General features: G+C 77.0%; 14 protein-coding genes. 2 read left to right on the top strand and 12 right to left on the bottom strand.

The window, feature by feature from the left end:
- Positions 1-74: 74 nt before the first annotated feature.
- Positions 75-1,058, bottom strand: coding sequence for a TerD family protein (locus ACI8AK_RS21000; protein WP_456957845.1), 984 nt, complete (start codon positions 1,056-1,058; stop codon positions 75-77).
- Between the two features lie 98 nt (positions 1,059-1,156).
- Between ACI8AK_RS21000 and ACI8AK_RS20995 the strand changes: the two genes are divergently transcribed.
- The gene (locus ACI8AK_RS20995) at positions 1,157-2,863 is read left to right on the top strand and encodes an Hsp70 family protein (protein WP_456957843.1); all 1,707 of its coding nucleotides are present in this window, start codon (positions 1,157-1,159) and stop codon (positions 2,861-2,863) included.
- Positions 2,864-4,734: 1,871 nt separating this feature from the next.
- On the opposite strand, the gene ACI8AK_RS20990 is transcribed toward ACI8AK_RS20995, so the two are convergent.
- The 5 genes from ACI8AK_RS20990 to ACI8AK_RS20970 form a co-directional block, all read right to left on the bottom strand.
- Positions 4,735-6,789, bottom strand: a complete 2,055-nt coding sequence (locus ACI8AK_RS20990) for a prolyl oligopeptidase family serine peptidase (protein WP_456957841.1) — start codon at positions 6,787-6,789, stop codon at positions 4,735-4,737.
- A 69-nt stretch (positions 6,790-6,858) separates the two neighbouring features.
- A complete protein-coding gene (locus ACI8AK_RS20985; protein WP_387994448.1) occupies positions 6,859-7,842 on the bottom strand; it encodes an AIM24 family protein in 984 nt (327 codons plus the stop codon).
- Between the two features lie 11 nt (positions 7,843-7,853).
- Entirely contained in the window at positions 7,854-8,498 is a 645-nt protein-coding gene (locus tag ACI8AK_RS20980) for an AIM24 family protein (protein ID WP_456957839.1), read from the bottom strand.
- 3 nt (positions 8,499-8,501) lie between these two features.
- Positions 8,502-9,119 (bottom strand): AIM24 family protein, encoded by a 618-nt coding sequence (locus ACI8AK_RS20975; protein ID WP_387994452.1) that lies wholly within the window; start codon positions 9,117-9,119, stop codon positions 8,502-8,504.
- A 131-nt stretch (positions 9,120-9,250) separates the two neighbouring features.
- The gene (locus tag ACI8AK_RS20970; RefSeq protein WP_387994455.1) at positions 9,251-10,372 is read right to left on the bottom strand and encodes a DUF475 domain-containing protein; all 1,122 of its coding nucleotides are present in this window, start codon (positions 10,370-10,372) and stop codon (positions 9,251-9,253) included.
- 280 nt (positions 10,373-10,652) lie between these two features.
- On the opposite strand from ACI8AK_RS20970, the gene ACI8AK_RS20965 reads away from it, so the two are divergent.
- A complete protein-coding gene (locus ACI8AK_RS20965; protein WP_456903574.1) occupies positions 10,653-11,921 on the top strand; it encodes a hypothetical protein in 1,269 nt (422 codons plus the stop codon).
- Here the strand turns inward: ACI8AK_RS20965 and ACI8AK_RS20960 are convergent.
- From ACI8AK_RS20960 to ACI8AK_RS20935, 6 genes are all read right to left on the bottom strand, one after another.
- Positions 11,918-12,727: an HAD family hydrolase gene (locus ACI8AK_RS20960; RefSeq protein ID WP_387993514.1), complete on the bottom strand. Its 810-nt coding sequence runs from the start codon at positions 12,725-12,727 to the stop codon at positions 11,918-11,920. The genes ACI8AK_RS20965 and ACI8AK_RS20960 overlap by 4 nt on opposite strands.
- Positions 12,724-13,851, bottom strand: a complete 1,128-nt coding sequence (locus ACI8AK_RS20955; RefSeq protein WP_387993517.1) for a cysteine protease StiP family protein — start codon at positions 13,849-13,851, stop codon at positions 12,724-12,726. Before ACI8AK_RS20955 ends, ACI8AK_RS20960 begins: the two co-directional genes overlap by 4 nt.
- The gene (locus ACI8AK_RS20950) at positions 13,848-15,122 is read right to left on the bottom strand and encodes a phosphoribosyltransferase domain-containing protein (RefSeq protein WP_456957837.1); all 1,275 of its coding nucleotides are present in this window, start codon (positions 15,120-15,122) and stop codon (positions 13,848-13,850) included. The genes ACI8AK_RS20955 and ACI8AK_RS20950 overlap by 4 nt, the downstream gene beginning before the upstream one ends.
- A complete protein-coding gene (locus ACI8AK_RS20945) occupies positions 15,119-16,321 on the bottom strand; it encodes an HpcH/HpaI aldolase/citrate lyase family protein (RefSeq protein ID WP_456957835.1) in 1,203 nt (400 codons plus the stop codon). Before ACI8AK_RS20945 ends, ACI8AK_RS20950 begins: the two co-directional genes overlap by 4 nt.
- A gap of 23 nt (positions 16,322-16,344) precedes the next feature.
- Positions 16,345-17,709, bottom strand: coding sequence for a VWA domain-containing protein (locus ACI8AK_RS20940; RefSeq protein ID WP_387993526.1), 1,365 nt, complete (start codon positions 17,707-17,709; stop codon positions 16,345-16,347).
- A 194-nt stretch (positions 17,710-17,903) separates the two neighbouring features.
- Positions 17,904-18,500 carry a TerD family protein gene (locus ACI8AK_RS20935; RefSeq protein WP_456903571.1) on the bottom strand — a complete coding sequence of 199 codons (597 nt, stop codon included), beginning with the start codon at positions 18,498-18,500 and terminating at the stop codon, positions 17,904-17,906.
- Positions 18,501-18,601 lie beyond the last annotated feature (101 nt).

The raw sequence follows: 18,601 nt of genomic DNA, 5'->3' as shown, positions 1-18,601 counted from the left end.
CCTCCGGGGGTCCCGCAGGACCCCCGGAGGACGAGGAGCACCCCAGGAGCGGGGCTACGCGCGGGACCGGCGGCTCACTTGCGGCCGGGCGTCCAGTCCATGCCCCAGCCGTAGGTGCGGTCGAGCACGTCCTGGCCGCCGTGCACATAGCGCACCTCGCGGTTGACGACGAGCTGGCCGCCCTGGTTCTCGATCATCGCGATCGCGCAGATGCGGGCGCGCGGGTCGTGCTCGTCCAGGCGCACCTCGATCTGCGGCCCGTTCGCCGGGAACATCGTGACGACGGCGTCGGCCTGCCCCCAGTTCGGCACGCCCTCGTAGATGAGCGCGAACACGAGGATCCGGCGGATCAGCTGCGTGTGCTGCAGGTCGATCATCAGGTTCTCGCCGCCGCTGTTGGCGCCCGACCGGTCGTCGCCGTCCAGCCACACGATCGACCCGCCGTTGCCCAGCGTGTGCTGCCCGCGGAAGGCGTTGCCCAGCGCCTGGATGACGCCCTTGGAGCCGTCGGCGTACTCGTAGAGGCAGCCGAGGTCCAGGTCGATCGCCCCGCCGCCGGCGGCCGAGGCCAGCCGCTTGAGGAAGCCGCCGCCCCCGCCGCCGCCCCCGGGCCGGGAGTTCCAGTTCAGGTTGACCCGCAGCACGCCGGTGGTGCCGGCCGTCTTCGTCAGCGAGACCGACGGCGCCGACTTGGTCAGCGACACCTTGTTCATGTTGACCCCGCCCTGCTGCCGCGGGGCCGGGGGCTGCTGCCCGTACTGCTGGCCGTACGGGGGCTGACCCGGGGGCGGGTACGGCGGCTGGCCCTGCGGCGGGTACGGGGGCTGCCCCTGGTACGGCGGCTGCCCGTACGGCTGGCCCGGCGGCGGGTACGGCGGCTGCCCGGGCGGCGGGTACTGGCCCGGCGGCGGGTAGGGCGGCTGCCCCTGGTGCGGCGGCTGGCCGTAGGGCTGCCCCGGCGGCGGCTGCGGGGGCTGGTACGGCGGCGGCTGCGGCGGCGCCGGAGGGGTCTCCGGCTGCGGCGGCGGGGACTTCGGGCGCTTCGTGTAGTCGACCAAGGGAGGCCTCCCCGCAGGTTCGCCCGACCGGGCCGACCTGCGCTCTGAGCGGCGGACACGTCCTCCTGACCCTATGCGGCGCCGCTACCCTCCGGCCCATGCCGCGCGGTGTCCCCTCGCCCTCCTCTGCCGTGTACGGGATCGACCTGGGCACCACGTACAGCTGCCTGGCGCAGGTCGACGACGACGGCGCCGCGCGGGTCGTCCCCCTCCTCGACGGCGCCCCGACGCTGCCCAGCGTCGTGCTGTTCGTCGGCCCCGACGACTACGTCACCGGCGAGCGCGCCCGCGTCCTGGCCCGCGCCCGGCCCGACGACGTCTGCACGCTGGTCAAGCGGCGCATGGGCGACAGCACGTGGCGGTTCGTCAGCCACGGCCGGTCCTGGTCGGCGCCCGCGGTCAGCAGCCTGGTGCTCAAGGCGCTGGTCAGCGAGACGAGCTTCTCCACGCAGGGCCCGGTGCAGGACGTCGTCATCACCGTGCCCGCCTACTTCGGCGACGAGGAGCGGCGGGCCACCCGGCTGGCCGGCGAGTACGCGGGCCTCACCGTCCTCGACGTCATCAACGAGCCGACGGCGGCCGCGCTGGCCTACGGCTTCGCCCGCCTCGACGGCGGCGGGCCGGCCGGGCACCTCGAGGAGGTCGCGCTCGTCTACGACCTCGGCGGCGGCACCGTCGACGTCGCGGTCGTGGAGCTGGCCGACCGGCGGCTGGCCGTGGTCGCCACCGACGGCGACCACGAGCTCGGCGGCGCCGACTGGGACGAGAAGCTCGCCGTCCACCTGTCGCGCGCCTTCCTCGCCGCCCACCCCGACGCCGAGGACCCGCTCGACGACGGCGCCGGCGGCCAGGCGCTGGTGCTCGCCGCCGAGCGGGCCAAGCGCGAGCTCAGCGTCCGCGAGTCCGTCGTCGTGCCGGTCGAGCACGACGGCCGCCGGGTGGACGTGCCGGTGACCCGCGCGGAGTTCGAGCGGCTCACCGCGGGCCTGCTCGACCGCACGATGGAGCTGACCCGCGCGGCGGTCGCGGCGGCCCGCGCCCGCGGCGTCGAGCGGATCGACCGGGTGCTGCTGGTCGGCGGCTCGACCCGGATGCCCGCCGTCGCGCGGCGGCTGACCGCCGAGCTCGGCGTGCCCGCTGAGGTGCACGACCCCGACCTCGCCGTCGCCAGGGGCGCCGCCGTCTACGGCCGCAAGAAGCAGCTGGAGCGGCTGCTCACCGCCGACCTGGTCACCCGCGGGCAGCTGCGCGACGGCACGCCGCTGGAGTACGCCGCCCCCGCCGACGTCGACGCCGCCTGTGCCCGCCTCGGCGACGCCGTGGGCCTGTCCGCGGCGCAGGTGCGGCGCACGGTGGAGATCCAGGTCCTCAACACCGTCTCCCGCGGCTTCGGCGTCCTGGCGCTGGACCGGTTCGGCGAGCCGTCGGCGGTCTTCCTCGTGCACCGCGACGACCGGCTGCCGGTGGCCGTGCGCCGCTCGTTCGGCACCGTCCACGACGACCAGCGGGTGGTCACCATCCGGGTGGTCGAGCAGGGCGGCGGCGCCGAGTCCGCCCGCCCCGAGGACGCCAAGCTGCTCGCCGAGGCCTCCATCGAGGACATCCCGCCCGGGTACCCCGCCGGCACCGAGATCAAGGTCGTGCTGCGGATGGGCTTCGACGGCATCCTCGAGCTGACCGCGCTGCACGAGGGGCTGGCCGACCGGCCGCTCACCGTGCGCGTGGGGACCGGCGCGGCGCTGAGCCAGGCCGACGTCGCCCGCGAGCGCGCGCAGGTCGGCCGGGTCCGCCGCCGGCAGGACTGACCCGTGCTGCCTCCCTTCGACGGCAACGGCTACCGCAAGCGGGTCCTCGCCGCCATCGAGCGCCGCGGCGGCCCCGATGCGACCGACCCCTTCGAGGTCTACGACCTCCCGCTGGAGGCCGCGGGATCGCTGACCGACGACGAGGTCGCCCGCCGGGTCGACGACGTCTGGGCGTTCTGGCAGAAGCAGCGCGACCACCCCAAGTACCGCGGGCTGGTGACCGCGCTGCTGCGGTCCCACGACGCGCTCGCCGCGCAGCTGCGCACCCCGGGCGGGCGGCAGTGGCTGGCCGGGCAGACCCGCGCCGAGCGGGAGCGGCGGGAGGCCGCCCGCTTCGCGGCGCTCGACGCCGCGCTGGAGCGGCTGGTCGAGCGCTTCGGCGGGGTGCCGGCCGACAAGGTCGCCGGCCTGCGCGGGATGGCCGCCGCGGCCGGGCTCGACGACGCCGCCTTCGAGGCCCGGCTGCGCGGGCACCGGCTGCTCGGCGCCGAGGCCCCGGCGGCGCCCGCGGAACCGGCCGACGCCGCGGTGGTGCTGCGGCAGGTCCGCGACGGCCTCGAGGAGCTCGGCCGGATCGAGGGCGCCCGCGTGCCCAGCCTGCACGCCCTGCTGGAGCTGCCCTCGACCGCCGACCGCGAGACGGTCCGCCGGCGCCGCGACGCCCTGCTCGTGGTCAACCGGCAGCGCCGCCCCGACCGGCGGCGGGCGCTCGTCGACGACCTGCTCGCCGCCGCCGGCACGCTGCTCGTCGACGGCGACCCCGCCGTCTACCTCGACGCCCTCGCCGACGACGTCCGCGCCGCGCTGCGCCCTCGCGTCACGGCGGCCGTGCTCGTCGAGGACCGGCTCACCCCCGCCGACGCGTACCTGCTCCTGCAGGAGGCGCAGGCCGCCGGCCTCGACCCGCAGCGCGCGGCCGCCGTCGTCACCGGGCTGGCCCGCGAGGCGGGCGCCATGGGGGACGTGCCCGCGCCGCCGCCGGCCCGCGTGCCCGGCCGCGCCGAGTGGCAGGCGGAGGTGTCCGCGGCCCGCGCCGCGCTGCGGGACGGGCGGCCCGCCGCCGCCCGCCGGCACGCCGATGCAGCGCTGTCCGCGGCCGGCGAGCTCCTCCCGCCGATCCGTGCCGTGCGCGACGAGGCGGCCGAGGTCGCCGCCCGCGCCGGCGCCGCCTGGCGCGGCGTGGGCCCGGCCCTCGCCGCCCGGCGCCACGCGGCGGCCGCCGCCGCGCTCGAGCAGCTGGTCGCCACGGCCGCCGACGTCCCGGGCCCGGGCGGGGAGGACGCCGCCGAGCTGCTCCGGCGGTCGCGGGAGGCGCTGGCGCTGGCCGACGCCGTCCTCGCCCCGGCCTGCACCGGCCGGGACCGGGAGGACGCGCTGCTGGCCGCCCTCGACGCCGTCGCCGACCACCCCGCCGCCCGGGCCGAGCTCGCCGCGCTGGGCGTCGCGCCGGCCACGGACGTCGTCGTCGCCCCGGCCCCCGGCGGCGCCCGCGAGGTGCGCTGGACGGCGTCCGCCTCCCCCGGGCCGGTCGAGTACCGGGTGCTGCGGGTGCGCCCGGACGGCACCCGCCAGGTGGTGGGCACGACCACGGTCACCACCCTGGAGGACGGCGGGTACGGCGAGGTCGCCGGCTACGTCGTCGTCGCCTCCCGGCTGGGCGTCGCGGCACCCGAGGCGCGCGGCGGGGACGCCCGGCCGCGGCCCCCCGCCGCCTCCCTGCCGCCGGTCACCGGCGTCGTGCTGCGGGGCGACCGGCTGCGCTGGGACTGGCCCCCGGGCTGCACCGAGGTGGTCGTCGTGCTGCGGCCGGACGCGCCGCCGGTGGGCCCCGACGACCCGGCCGGCACCCGCCGCAAGGTCACCAACTCGCGCTACGAGATCGACGGCGGGCTGCCGGTCCCGGCGGCCCCCGGGCACGTCGCGGTGTTCCGGGCGACCCGGGTGGACGGCCGGCTGGTGGTGTCCGACGAGGGGGCGCGGCTGCCGCCGGCCTGACCGCCTCCCGGCAGCCAGCGGTCCCACCAGGCGAGCAGGTGCTCGAAGCGGGCCAGCCGGTGCCGGGGCCGGCCGGAGCGGGACAGCTCGTGGCCCTCGCCGGGGAACAGCAGCAGCGCGCTGGGCACGCCCTGCCGCTGCAGCGCGACGAACAGCCGCCGGCCCTGCTCCACCGGGCAGCGCTCGTCCCGCTCGGAGTGGACGACGAGGGTCGGCGTGCGGATCGACGCCGCCTGCGCCAGCGGGCTCACCGGGTCGGTGCCCATGTACGCGTCGGCGTACCACCAGCCGATGTCGCTGGAGCCGGCGAACGACGCCGGGTCGGTCACCGCCCGCTCCACGACGGCGGCGGCGAACCGGTCGGTGCGGGTGAGCAGCAGCGCGGTGAGGAAGCCGCCGTACGAGCCGCCGTGGACGCCGACCCGCTCCGCGTCCAGCGCCGGGTCGGCCAGCGCGGCGTCGAGGAAGGCCAGCACGTCGGCGGCGTCCCGGTCGCCCCAGGCCCCGACGACGGCGCGGGCGTGCTCCTCCCCGTAGCCGGACGAGCCGCGCGGGTTGCACTGCACGACCGCGTAGCCCGCCGACACGTACACCTGCGTCTCGTCCAGCAGCGACCAGCCGTACTGGGTGAACGGCCCGCCGTGCACCAGCAGCAGCACCGGGTGCGGGCCCGGGCCCTCCGGCGTCGTCACCCAGCCGTGCACCGGGGCGCCGTCGGGGGCCGTGGCGGTGCGCTCGGTGCCGCGGTGCAGCCGGCCGGTGGCGCCGAGCGCGGCGCCGAAGCCGGTGAGCAGCCGGCGCCGGCCGGGCGTAATCGCCACCAGCTCCCCCGCCGACCGGTCGTGCGCCACGGTGGCGACGACGACCCCGCCCCCGGCCGCGACCCCGCGCACGGTGAACGGCCCCTCGACCAGCGTCTCGGGCGCGCCGCCGTCGAGGGGCACCCGCAGCAGCGCCACCGAGCCGCGCCGCTCGACGCCGACCAGCGCCGCTCCGCCGCTGAGCACCGTCGCCGGCGTCTCGTCGCCGCGGTGGGTGTCCCGCGGGTCGAGCACGGCCTCCAGCGGGCCGCCGGCGGCCGGCACCCGGCACAGCGTCAGCCCGCGCCCGGCGACGTCGAGCCCGTCGGGGCCCAGGTCCGGGCGGGCGGTGACGTAGATCCACGTCCCGGCCGGGTCGAACGCCGGCAGCCGGCACTCGCCGCGGCCGCGGGTGACCCGGCGCGGCTCGCCGCCGCCGACCGGGACCAGCCAGACGTCGCGGACGCAGTCGCGGTCGGCTCGGGCGTGCCGCGCGGAGACGAACGCGAGCGTGCCGCCGTCGGGCGACCAGGCGACGTCGGTGTCCTCGCCGCGGCCGTCGGTGAGCTGCCGGGCCTCGGGCGGGTCGCCGGTGTCGTCGAGCGGGTCGGCGGGCAGGTCGAGGACGAACACGCAGCTGGGGCGGTCGGCGGTGTACCCGACGTCGTCGACCCGGTGGCGCAGCCGGGTGACCAGCCGCGGCGGCTCGGCCTCCGGCGGCACGTCGTCGGCGGTGCCGTAGCGGCCCTCCTCGGGCACGCGGGCCACCCAGGCCAGCCGGCGGGAGTCCGGTGACCACACCGGGGCGCCGGCGCCCAGCGGCGCGTCGGTGAGCCGGCGCGGGGCGCCGCCCGCGGTGGGCAGCAGGTGCAGCTGGGGGTGCCCGCCGGGTGCGGCCGACAGGTAGGCCAGCCAGCGGCCGTCCGGGGAGAACGCCGGGGCGGAGTCGCGGGCGCCGGAGGTCAGCGGGCGGGCCGGCGCGGAGCCGTCGGTGGGGACGGCCCACAGCTGGGCGCGGTACTCGTCGGCGTCCAGGTGGGGGCGGCTGACCGCGACCACGGCCATGCGCCCGTCCGGCGAGACGGCCGGCGTCCCCGGCGTCCGCAGCAGGGCGAGGTCGGCGGGCCGCATGGCCCACCGAGCGTAGTGCAGTCGTCACCCCCGGCCGGGGTCCCGCGCGGGTCCCCGGCCGGGGAGCGCTCAGTGCTGCTGCTGGGCGCGGGCGACCAGCCGCTGGCCGAGCGAGCCGGCCTGGCTGTCGGTGAGCAGCTGGGTCTGCGACTCGACCAGCCGCAGCACCGCCGGGTCCTCCCGCGCGATCTCGGAGGACTGCAGCAGGATCGTGCCCTTGCCGGTGAAGTCGTACTGCCGCTCCTCCCCCGAGGCGCGGCCGAGCGCACCGGTGAGCGCGCCGAGGAAGCTCTGCGTCATCCACTGGGCGTCGTGGTGCACCGACGGCGCCGGGCAGTCGGCCCAGCCGAGCAGCGCCTCGGGGTCGGCCCGGAACGGCGGCTCGACGAAGATCACCGGCCCGTTGGACGAGGCGATGAACTTCCCCGTCCCGATGAGGGTGACGAAGCCCGGGACGATCGACTGCTTGAGCTCCAGGTCCTTGGAGAACGCGCAGAGGTTGCTCGCCTTGATCGTCAGGTTGCCGTCGTCGAGGTCGTAGGAGTTCAGGTCGAACCCGCGGTCCCCGATGAGCACCTTGCCGTGGCCCCGGGCGACCACCCAGTCCTGCACGTAGACCGGGCTGGAGAACCGGTGGGCCACCCACGCCTGCACCGAGGAGTACTCGCTGACGGCGTCGAACTGGACGTTGCCGTAGTACGCGAGCATCGCGCCCTTGCTCATGAACCACTCGCCGTTCAGCGCGATGCAGAACACGTAGGGGTTGACGTTGTCGTCGTCGGGCAGCGACTGCGCGGTCAGCGTGCTCGGCACGCCGGCCGGCGGCCCGGCGGGGGGCTGGCCGTACCCGGGCGGCGGGGGCTGCCCGTAGCCGGGCTGCGGCGGCTGCCCGTACCCGGGCTGCGGCTGGCCGCCGTGGGGCGGCTGCCCGTACCCGGGCTGGCCGTACCCCGGCTGTCCGTAGCCGGGCTGCGGGGGCGGGCCGTACCCGGGCTGGGGCTGGCCGCCGTAGGGGTTGCCGCCGCCGTAGGGGGTGTTCGGCGGGTAGGTCATGGTCGCCGTCCTCAGAACTTCTGCTCGCTGGCCTGCACGTACACCGTGCCGTGGCCGCTGATCTTCAACTGGAAGGCCTCGCCGGAGCCGCGGCCGACCACGTCGCGGAGGCCCACCTTGGCCGCGAGGTCCACGGAGAGCTGGCCGACGTGGCCGACGTAGGCCTGCGGGTCGACGCCGACCTGCTGCCCGCCCAGCTGCAGGGGGAAGGCGCCGCCGTGGGCGAGCAGCGCGACCGACCCGCGGCCGTGGACGTTGGTGGTGAACAGGCCCTGCCCGGTCATGGCGCCGCCGATCGCGGACCTCAGCCCGCCGGAGCCGAGGAACTGCACGCTGGTCTGCAGGTTCGCGTCGTGCGCGAGCAGCCGGTCGGCCTCGCAGACCAGCGGGGCGCCGCCGTCGAGCTCGAGGACGGTGACGTGCATGCCCTTGTAGCCGTAGAGCACCTGGCCGCTGCCCTCGGTGGCCATCATCGGGTTGGACTCCCCCGACATCGCCGCGCCGACCATGCCGCCGATGCCGCGGCCCTGGCCGTGCACCGGGCGGAAGGTGACCTGCCCGGAGTAGCCAAGCATCGCGCCGCGGCGGGCGAGCACCGGGTCGGCCGGGCCGACGTGCGCGCGCACGACCTTGCTGTTGACGGTCTCGAACGGCACGGCTCAGCGCTCCGAGGACTGGACGAGCACCAGGCCGTGCCCGGTGAAGCGGAGGGAGAAGGGCTCGCCGGAGCCCTCACCGACGAGGGACTTCCACGAGACGCCGCTGACCAGGTTCATCGACAGCTGGCCGCGGGAGCCGACGTAGGCGTCGGGGTCGACCACCAGGTCCGTGCCGGGCGCGACCTCCAGCGCCATGACCGGGCCCTCGGACACGATCGCGACCTGGCCCTGCCCGGTGACGGTCGTGGTGGCCAGGCCCTGGCCGCTGGTCACGCCGCGCAGGCCGGAGAACTGGACGTCGAGGCGCAGGTGCTCGGTGTGGGCGAGGATGTGCTCGCTCTCCACGGTGAGCGTGTCGCCGGCGAGGTCGACGACGAGCACGTCCATCGCGTCCTTGGCGAGGTACACGCGGCCGTGCCCGGTGCAGTCCATCAGCGAGATGCTCTCGCCGGCGACGGCCCGCTTGAGGGCGGCGCGCATGCCGCCGCCCCCGCCCATCCCGGAGCTCTTGAAGTCGACGTTGCCCTCGAAGGCGACCATCGAGCCGCTGGCGGCCCGGATGCGGTCCCCGTGCAGGTCGGCGTGCAGGACGCGTTTCTGGGCGGTGAGCTGTGCCAACGACGGACCTCTCGGTGCGGGGACGGGAACCGGGCGGACCGTATCCGGCTCCCCCGCCCCGCGGTAGGCCACCCGCCGCGACGCGCGGCGGCCCCGGGGCGGGCGCCCCGGGGCCGCTGGGTGACCTGCGGTCAGCTCTGGCCGGCGGGCACCTCGTCGCGCTCGCCCGGCCGGTCGGCGGCCGCGACCTCGGCGCGCTCACGCCGCGAGACGACGATGCTGCTGATCACGGCGGCGACGATGAACAGCAGGCCGGTCAGGCCGGTGACGTACTCGCTGATGTGGAACCGCAGCTCGAGGATCATGATCGCGGCGAGGAAGCCGATGGCCCACATCGCGCCGTGCTCCAGGTAGCGGTACTCGTCGAGGGTGCCCTTGTCGACCATGTAGATGGTCAGCGACCGCACCCAGAAGGCGCCGATGCCCAGGCCCAGCGCGATGATGAAGATGTCGCTGCTGATCGCGAACGCGCCGATGACGCCGTCGAAGGAGAACGACGCGTCGAGCACCTCGAGGTAGAGGAACGCGGCGGCACCGGCGCCCGCGACCGCCTTGGTGGCGGTGCCACCGGCACCGTTGCCCGCCGTCTGCCCGGTCGGGGTGACGTCGTCGTCCTCGTCGTCGGTCTCCGGGGCCTCCATGAGCTCGTTGAGCCCGCCGATGAGCAGGTAGGTGAACAGGCCCGCGAGCCCGGACATGAGCACCGTGGCGTACTTGTCGTCGTCGGCGATCTGCGAGCCGACGTAGATGACCGCCAGGGCGATGACGATGGCGAGGTAGGGCAGCTTGCCGGCCTTGGCCAGCGGCCGCTCCAGCCACGACAGCCAGTGGATCTCCCGCTCCTCGTCGAAGAGGAAGTTCAGGAAGATCATCAGCAGGAAGATCCCGCCGAAGGTGTAGATCGCCTCGGCCGCGGCCTCGACGTTCTCGGCGTAGGCCTCCTGGTCCGACAGCGCCAGGTCCCACACCTCGGGGATGGACAGCTGCGCCGTCACCGAGACCAGGACGATCGGCAGCAGCAGCCGCATGCCGAACACGGCGATGAAGATGCCGACGTAGAGGAACAGCTTCCGCCACAGCGGGCTCATGCGGCGCAGCACCTTGGCGTTGACCACGGCGTTGTCGAAGGACAGGCAGACCTCGAGCACGCCGAGGACGGCGACGGCCAGCAGGGCCGCCGGCCCGCCGAAGAACACGGCGGTGACGAGCGCGGCCACCGTCAGACCGACGGAGAAGCCGAAGTAGCGGAGCATCAGGTGTTCCTCTCCGCCGCCCGGGGGGTCAGGCGACGACGACGACAGGGACGAGCGGGCCGGATCGGGCGGGAGGCGGGCCGGTGGTCCAACGGACCCCGGCGGGTCCCGGTTCCCGCCGGCCCGCGGCGGGGCGGCGGGAGCGGGGCGTTCAGCGGACCGGGCGGCGCCGGCCGCCCGTGCCCACGTGCGCGGTCCCGGCGTGGTATCCACGGGCCTCCGGACCGCGCAGGTGCCGGACCGCCCCGCCGGACGCGGGCCACGGCGAGGGGAAGCGGTCGTGAGCGCACCCGGCGGCACCTCCTGGTGGCGGCGCGACCGCGACGCCCCCCGGCGGGAGGCCGCGGCGGCGCGGGAGGCCGCGGCCGCGGCGATGCTGGAGCTGGACGCCGCGCTGGCCGACCTCCCGGACGCGGTCGCCGCCGCGGAGGAGGCGGGTCCGCCCGCGGGTGGGCGACGGGCTCACCACCGCATCCCCGCCCCCGACTCCTTGACCCGCGACTGGCGGGACCTCTCCACCCACGCGGACGCCGTCATCGGACACTACCTGCAGGCGCTCTCCGGCCACGACCCCGCGGCGGACGCCGAGCCGGGCGCGGCCCGCGCCGCCGCCACGGAGCTGGGCGCCGCGGCCGCCGCGCTGCGCGAGGTGCACGGCCAGGTCCAGCGCTTCCGCGACCAGTACGGCGAGGTCCTCGCCGCCGCCTCCCGCGCCCGCGCCGCGGCCGCCCGCGCGGTGTCCGCGACCCGCGACGCCGTGGCGACCGCCCGCGCGGCACTGGACGCCGCCGGCGCCGCCGGGCTGGCCGACCCCGGCCTGGACGGCGTCCTCGCCGACGCCGAGCGCCTCGCCGCCGGTGCCGCCGCCGACCTGGCCGCCCGGCGCGCCGCGCCCGCGCTGGACGCCGCCGAGAAGGGCCGCCGGGAGGCCGAGGCGGCGGCCGCGCGGGCGCGGGCGCTGCCGGAGCGGGCCGCGGAGGTCCGCCGCGGCGCCGCCTCCGTCCGCACCCGCCGCGAGGCGCTGGGCACCCGGCACGAGCGCCTGGCGCCGGTGATGAGCGAGCTGCGCCGCCGCTACCCGCTGACCGCGTGGTCCGACGTCGAGCGCGCGCCGCAGCGGGCCGCCGAGGCGCTCGCCGAGGCCGACGAGGCGCTGACGGCGCTGGAGGGGGCGCTCGGCGCGCCGGTCCTCGACGTGCCCGCGGCCGCCGCGCTGCTGGCCCGGGTGCGGGCGGCCGCCGGCCGGGTCGACGACGAGGTGCGCGCCGCGACCGGGCGGCTGCAGCGGCTCGACGCCGTCGCCGCCGACCCCGGGTCGCTGCTCGGCGAGGTGCAGCGCGCCGTCGTCGACGCCCGCCGGTTCCTCGGCGGGCTGCCCGAGGAGCGGGCCCGCCGCTTCCGCCGCACCTTCGAGGACCTCGCCCGGCGGCTGCCGCCGCTGGAGGAGGCGGCCCGGGGCCGCCGCCCGGACTGGGGCGCGGTGCTGCGCGAGGCGCAGTCGATCGAGGACGGCCTGGACCGGCTGGTGCGGACCGCGCGGGCGGACTAGCCCGCCCGGTCGAGCAGCCAGCGGACGATCTCCTCGCCCGCGGCGGCGCCGCTGGCCGCGGTCACCGCGACCCGCGCGCCGGTCCAGCCCTGCTCGTGCAGCTCTCCGTGCGCGGGGCGGACGGCGGCGTCGGCGGCGAGCAGCATCGGCGCGTCGAGCAGGCTGTCGCCGGCGCACAGCAGCCGCGGCGCGGGCCCGCCCCCCGCCAGCAGCCGGCGCAGCCGGAGCAGCCCGGCGGCCTTGGACAGCCCGGCGGGGACGACGTACACCTTGCGGCCCTGCACCGACAGCGTCGCCCCGGCGGCGGCGACGGCCGCGCCGGTCCCGTCGAGCCAGTCCTGCGGGATCGCCTCGCGGGCGTGCGCGACCAGGTAGCAGAACAGCCCCTCGGCGGCGCGCACGGTGCGCACCCACGGTTGCCCGGCCACCGCCTCGAGCAGGCCGAGCAGCTCCGGCAGCGGCGCGGCCTGCGCGGCGGTCGCCGCCGCCCAGTCGTCCCACCCCGGGTCGCGGACGCCGTCGGCGAGCAGCACCCCGCCGTTGGCGCACAGCGCGTACCGCGGGACGACGGGCAGCCGCACCCGCCCGTACTGCGCCACGGTGCGGGTGGTGACCGGGACCAGCAGCGCCCGCCCGGCCAGCTCGGCGAGCAGCCGCCACGACGCCGGCGTCGCGTGCGACAGCGGGGCGCCGTCGAGGTGCTCGACGACCTCCAGCCCCTCGGTCGTCCCCGCCGCGGCCGCCGAGTAGATGAGCGTGCGGTCGAGGTCGACGGCGGCCAGCGTCGCCGTGAGGACCGCGGTCACCGGCCCACCGGCCGGATCAGGCCGACGCAGGAGTACGGCAGGTCCGGCACCTCGACCAGCGGCACGCCGCGGGCCCGGGCCAGCGCGGCGACGTGCCGCAGGTCCTCGGCGCGGTCGGGGCGGACCAGCACCTGCCAGGGCACCCGGCGCAGCAGCACCCGCGTCGTCTCCCCCACCCCGGGCTTGACCAGGTTGACGTCGGCGATGCCGTGCTCGGCGGCGATCCGCTCCACCGCCGCCCACCCGGCCCAGGTCGGCCGGCGGTCGGCCGCGGGGACGTCGTCGGCCGGCGGCCGCGCCGGGAACGCGGCCGCGACGGTGTCGACGAACAGCGCGGAGACGTCGGCGCCGGCGAGCTCGGCGTAGTACTTCGCGCCGTGGAACATGCCGGGGCCGATGAGGTCGTCGCGCAGCACCGTCCGCGACACCAGCCCGGACACCGTGCTGTTGAGGCAGGCGCTCGGGATGAGGAAGTCGTCGCGGGTGCCGTACAGCTCGGTGCACAGGCCCGGGTCGGCGAGGACGGCGAGCCGGTCGTCGAGGGCGGCGTCCTCCGGGTGCGCGGCCCGCCAGCCGGCGACGGCCTCGGTGAGCTGCCGCTGGATCGCGCCCTTGCCGGTCCAGCCGTCGACGAAGCGCACCGCCGACGCCGGGTGCCGGGCGAGCACGTGCGCCGTCGCGACCTGGTCGATGCCGCGGCCGCGGATGATCGAGACGGTGTAGTGCGGCACCGCGACGCCGCGGGAGGCGAGGAACCAGCGGCGCAGCAGCACGCCGATCGGCGTCCCGGCGCGGGCCAGCGACACCAGCACCGGCGTCTGCCCGTGCGCGGCGGCGGCGTCCCAGACCAGCTCGCCGACCCGGGCGACGGCGTCGGCGAGCCGCCCGGCCGACTGCTCCAGCGCGGCGGTGAACAGCGCCAGGTAGTCGTCGTCGGGCTGGTACTCGACCGGCAGCATCTCCGAGTAGTGGGTGCCCGACTGGATCGCCTCCTCGCGGTCCTCGGTGCCGCGCTCCAGCGCGACCGACGACAGGTCGGTGAGCAGCCAGGTCACCTCCTCGGGCGCGTAGGAGCCGAACCGGCCGGGGACGGCGGGCGCGAGGCCCGGCTGCACGGCGGTCACGGGGCCGGCTCCGCGAGCGGCACCGTCACCAGGTGCACGGCGCGGGTGGCGAACGGGCGCAGCGCCTGCACCATCGGCGCGCAGTCCTCCGCCGCGGCGTCCACGACCACGACCACGTCGTCGGCGCGCTGGTCGGCCCAGCGGCCGTCCGCGGGGACGGCGGCGGGGTCGGCCAGGTTGTGCACGCGGGAGACGCGGGCGGGCTCGTCGGGCGCGGGGAAGGACAGGCTGCGGCGCAGGGCGTAGCCGGGGTCGTCGGCGGCGTGCACGGGGCTCCGGGTGGTCGACTGGGTGGTGACGGGGACGCCGGGCAGCCGCCCGGCCAGGCGTGCCGCGACCACGGTGGGCGCGTGCATGAGCTCCTCGGTGCCCAGCACCAGCACCCCGCGGCTGCCGGCCAGCTCCGGCGCGAGCGCGGCCGCGACGGCGTCGGCGGCGGCGGCGAGCCGGGCGCTGCCGGCGGGGGTCAGGCCGTGGCGGGCCGTGGTCGGGACGCCGGCCGGCCACAGGCCGGCGTGCGTCCGGACGGCGCCGGGCGCACCGGCCGGGACCGGCGCCGGGCCAGGCAGGGCGGCGCGGGCGGCCGCGGCCCGGTCGAGGACGTCGGCGGGCAGGGCGAGCTCCGTGGTGAGGACGGCGGCGACGTCGACCCGCACGCCCAGGGCCTGCGCGCGCTCGGCGAACGTGGCGCGGGCGGCCGGGGTGCGCGCGTCGAGCAGCGTGGCGACGACGTAGTGCTCGCGCGGCCAGCGGGCGTGCAGCTCGGCGACGGTGTTGAGCGCGGTGCGGCCGGAGGTGAGCTCGTCGTCGACCAGCACCAGCGGGCCGGGCGCGTCCAGCGTCACCGGCCCGGCCGGCTGCAGGGCGTGCGCGACCGCGTGCGAGTGCTCCTCCTCGAACGCGGCGGCCACCGGCACGCCCGGGTGCACGCGGCGGGTGGTGTGCAGGTAGGCCGCGCCGAGCCGGTCGGCGGCGGCGTGACCGAGGCCGGTCGCCGTCTCGCAGTAGCCGATGACCAGGCCGGGTGCCTCGCCGTCCAGGACCGCGGCGACGGCGTCGCCCACCGCGGCCCCGGCACCGAGGACGGCGGCCGGTGCGACCGGCACGTGCTTGCCGAGCACGCGGGAGACGACCAGGTGCGCCCGGCGCGGGTTGTCCCGCAGCGCCAGGCCGCACAGGTCCGCGAAGCGGGCGGGGTCGGCGGCGGTGACGTCGAGCAGGCGGGAGACGGTGCCGTCGAGGCCGACGGCACCGGGGAGGGTCGCGGTCACGCGCGCTGCGCCTCCCCGCCGGCGAACACCTCGGCCAGCCGCCGCTGCCCCGCGGACAGCAGGTCGACCAGCGCGGCCTCGTCGGCGACGACGCCGTAGACCGCGGCGCGGCGGCTGATCAGCTCCGCCCACAGCGCGTGCGGGCCGATCTCGTTCATCCGCCCGTTCCCGGACACCGCGATGCCGCCCTGCCCGCGGGCCATGAGGATCTCGAGGGCGTCGTCGTACTCCGAGCGGGAGACGGTGAGCAGCGCGTTGACCACCGAGACGTGCGCCGGGTGGATGACGGTCTTGCCCAGCACGCCGTTGGCCTTGTCGAGGGTGACCTCGCGGATCAGCCCGTCGAGGTCGCCGGCGATCATCCGCTGCCGCAGACCGCCCTCGTGCTGGTCGCTGAACGGCGTCTGGCGCAGCTGCGGCTTGAACAGCCGGGGGCCCGGGATGTGCTCCCAGACCGCGCCGGTGACCACGTGCTCGCCGCCGCGGGTGAAGGTGTTGACCACGTCGGCCAGGCAGTCCCGGACGACGGCGACGTCCCAGATCGTGGTGTCGCGGTCGCGGCGCAGGCCGAACAGCCCGGACAGGTCGGTGCCACCCACCCGCAGGCACAGCACGGACTCGCGGTGCGCCTCGACCACCGCGGCCAGCGCGCCGAGCGCCTCGGCGCGGGTCTCCCGCCAGGCGAGGTCGGGCGTCTCCAGGATCGGCATGCCGTACAGCGGCTGCCCCAGCACGGCGGCGACCTCCTCGACCGCCGCGAGCATCGGCGCGAGCGTGGCGCCGGTGGCCTTGGGCAGGCTGAACCCGGTCAGCCGCGCCAGCGCCGGCCCGGCGGCGCGGGCCACCGCGCGGATCTGCTCGGGCGTGCGCACCCGCACGAACAGCAGCGGCAGCGCCGGCTGCTCCCCCTCGGCGGCGCGCCGGTCGACCCGCTGCAGCGCGGCGACGACGTTGGCCTCGGCGTCGGGGACGGCCGCGTGCGGGATGGCGTCCTCGAGGCACCAGACCATGCTCGTGGCGCCGACCGCGGCCGCGCGGGCGGCGTCGGCGTCCAGCGCCGGCCGCGTGCCCGGGCTGTAGAGCGTGGCGCCCAGGGCCAGCGCGAGCATGCCGCGCGGCGTCGCCGGGCCGACCTCGCCCGGGGGGACGGCGAACAGCTGCTCGCGCTCGCCGTCGGTCAGGTGGGAGAAGTGACGCACGGTCGGTCCCTCCTGCTGGGCGGTCACCGGAGCAGGCCCTGGGCGCGCGCCCGGCGCAGCCAGTCGGGGTACTCGGTCATGAGCCGGTCGAACAGCGCGTCGTCGCTGATCGGCCGCCGGCCCATGAGGTCGCCCTCGCTGACCGCGAAGAAGTCGGCGTTGTCGGTGTAGCGGCCCTCGAGGTCGTCCAGGCGCTGCAGGTAGCTGAACTGCCGCTCCGGGCCGATGCCCATGAACTGCCAGAACACCGGCTCGAAGGACGCCGCCTTGAGCTGCTTGGTCGCGACCGACTTGTCGCTGGGCGCGCCGTCGGTCAGGAACATGACGTAGACCGGCACCTGCGCCGGCTGCGGCTCCACCCGGTCGCGGCTGTCGCCGAAGTAGGCCTTGCGCACGGCGGCCATCGCCGCGCCGTAGCGGGTGTCGTACTCCAGCCGGTACTGCCGGGTGAGGTCGGCGATGTACTGCTGGTGGCCCTCCAGGCGCAGGCCCGGGGGCTGGTGCACGTCCTTGCCGAACAAGAAGACGTCGACGACGCCGTCGTCGTCGAAGCGCAGGCCGAGGGCGAGGACCCGCTCGGCCAGCCGCTGCACGGCGCCGGTGCGGTAGAGCTCGGCCATCGAGCCGGAGATGTCGAGGACCAGCGCGACCCGGGCGGTGTGCTCGCCGAGGCCGCGCTTCTCCAGGCTGACGCCGGCGGTCTTGACCAGCGAGAGCATCTGCGGGGCCGAGGACGACAGCTTCTTCTCGAGGTCGACCAGCCGCTTCTTCTCCATGCTGACCGGAGGAGCGGCCGGCGGCGGGGCCGCGGCGGGCGCTGCAGGGGCGGCGGCCGCGGGGGCGGGCTCGTCGTCGACGCTCACGCCGACGTCGGTGGCCATCCCGGCCAGGCCGGTGGTGAAGCCCTGCCCGACGGCGCGCACCTTCCACTCCGCGCCGCGGCGGTAGACCTCGGCGAACACCAGTGCGGTCTCGGGGCCGGCGGCGAGCTCGCAGCGGATCGCGGGCGCCGGGGCGCCGTCGGCGGCCACCTCGACGGCGAGCCCGGACAACCCGCCGAAGGTGCCCGCGCCGTCGAGGGAGGCGCCGATGACGACCTTCTCGACGTCGGCGGGCAGCGCGGCCGGGTCGATGCGGACCTGGTCGACGGTGGCGCCGCCGCGGGCGGTCTTGCCGAGGTGGCGCACCGCGCCGCCGGCGCCGCTGGGCTGGTTGTAGAAGACGAAGTCGTCGTCGCTGCGGACCCGGCCCGCCGCGGTGGTGAGGAACGCCGACAGGTCGGCGTCGACGCCGGGGGCCGGCGTCCAGGTGAGCGTGACGACGACGGGGCCGGTCAGGCCGGCCTGGGCCAGCCCGACGTTGCCGCCCCGGGTGAGGACGTGGACCACTCCGGTGCCGCTCAGACGGACCCGGCGGCGGCGGTCACGGGGCGGGTGCGGTCGGGCATGACGACGGGGACCTCCGGCTTCTCGGGGGCTGGTGCTTCGCGGGGGCGGGTACGGGCAGGGCGGGACCCCGGCGGGCGGGGCCCCCCCACCGCCGGGGGTGCCGGGCCCGGACGGGCGTCCGGGCCCGGCGGGGATCAGCCGACGTTGACGCCGAAGTCCTGGGCGATGCCGCGCAGGCCGGAGGCGTAGCCCTGGCCGACGGCGCGGAACTTCCAGTCGGCGCCGTTGCGGTAGAGCTCGCCGAAGACCATGGCGGTCTCGACCGAGGCGTCCTCGGTGAGGTCGTAGCGGGCGATCTCCTGGCCGTTGGCCTGGTTGACCACGCGGATGAACGCGTTGCGGACCGCACCGAAGTTCTGCTTGCGGTTGTCGGCGTCGTAGATGGACACCGGGAAGACGATCTTGTCGCAGGTCGGCGGCACGCCGGCCAGGTTCACCTGGATGACCTCGTCGTCGCCCTCGCCCTGGCCGGTGAGGTTGTCACCGACGTGGACGACCGAGCCGTCCGGGCTGCGGAGGTTGTTGAAGAAGACGAAGCCCGAGTCGTCGGGGGTGACCTTGCCGTTGGCGTCGAGCATGATCGCCGACGCGTCGAGGTCGAAGTCGCCCCCGGAGAACGTGTTGACGTCCCAGCCGAGGCCGACGTTCACCGCGGTCAGGCCCGGCGCCTCCTTGGTCAGCGAGACGTTCCCGCCCTTGGAGAGGCTGACACCCATCAGTTGGACTCCCATGTCACCGTCGGGGAGCGCAGCGGCGGTCGCCGCTGCACCGGACACCGGATGGACCGGCGCCGCCGGGGGACGCGGGCGGTGTGCCCGGCGCGTCCCCCGGC

Source organism: Geodermatophilus sp. SYSU D00867 (assembly GCF_054050315.1).
This window is presented reverse-complemented; position numbering and strand designations above follow the sequence as displayed.

Excerpts from the sequence above, each read along its gene's own strand:
- ACI8AK_RS20995 (WP_456957843.1), top strand. The coding sequence starts at position 1,157 with ATGCCGCGCGGTGTCCCCTCGCCCTCCTCTGCCGTGTACGGGATCGAC.
- ACI8AK_RS20990 (WP_456957841.1), bottom strand. The coding sequence starts at position 6,789 with ATGCGGCCCGCCGACCTCGCCCTGCTGCGGACGCCGGGGACGCCGGCC.
- ACI8AK_RS20985 (WP_387994448.1), bottom strand. The coding sequence starts at position 7,842 with ATGACCTACCCGCCGAACACCCCCTACGGCGGCGGCAACCCCTACGGC.
- ACI8AK_RS20970 (WP_387994455.1), bottom strand. The coding sequence starts at position 10,372 with ATGCTCCGCTACTTCGGCTTCTCCGTCGGTCTGACGGTGGCCGCGCTC.
- ACI8AK_RS20935 (WP_456903571.1), bottom strand. The coding sequence starts at position 18,500 with ATGGGAGTCCAACTGATGGGTGTCAGCCTCTCCAAGGGCGGGAACGTC.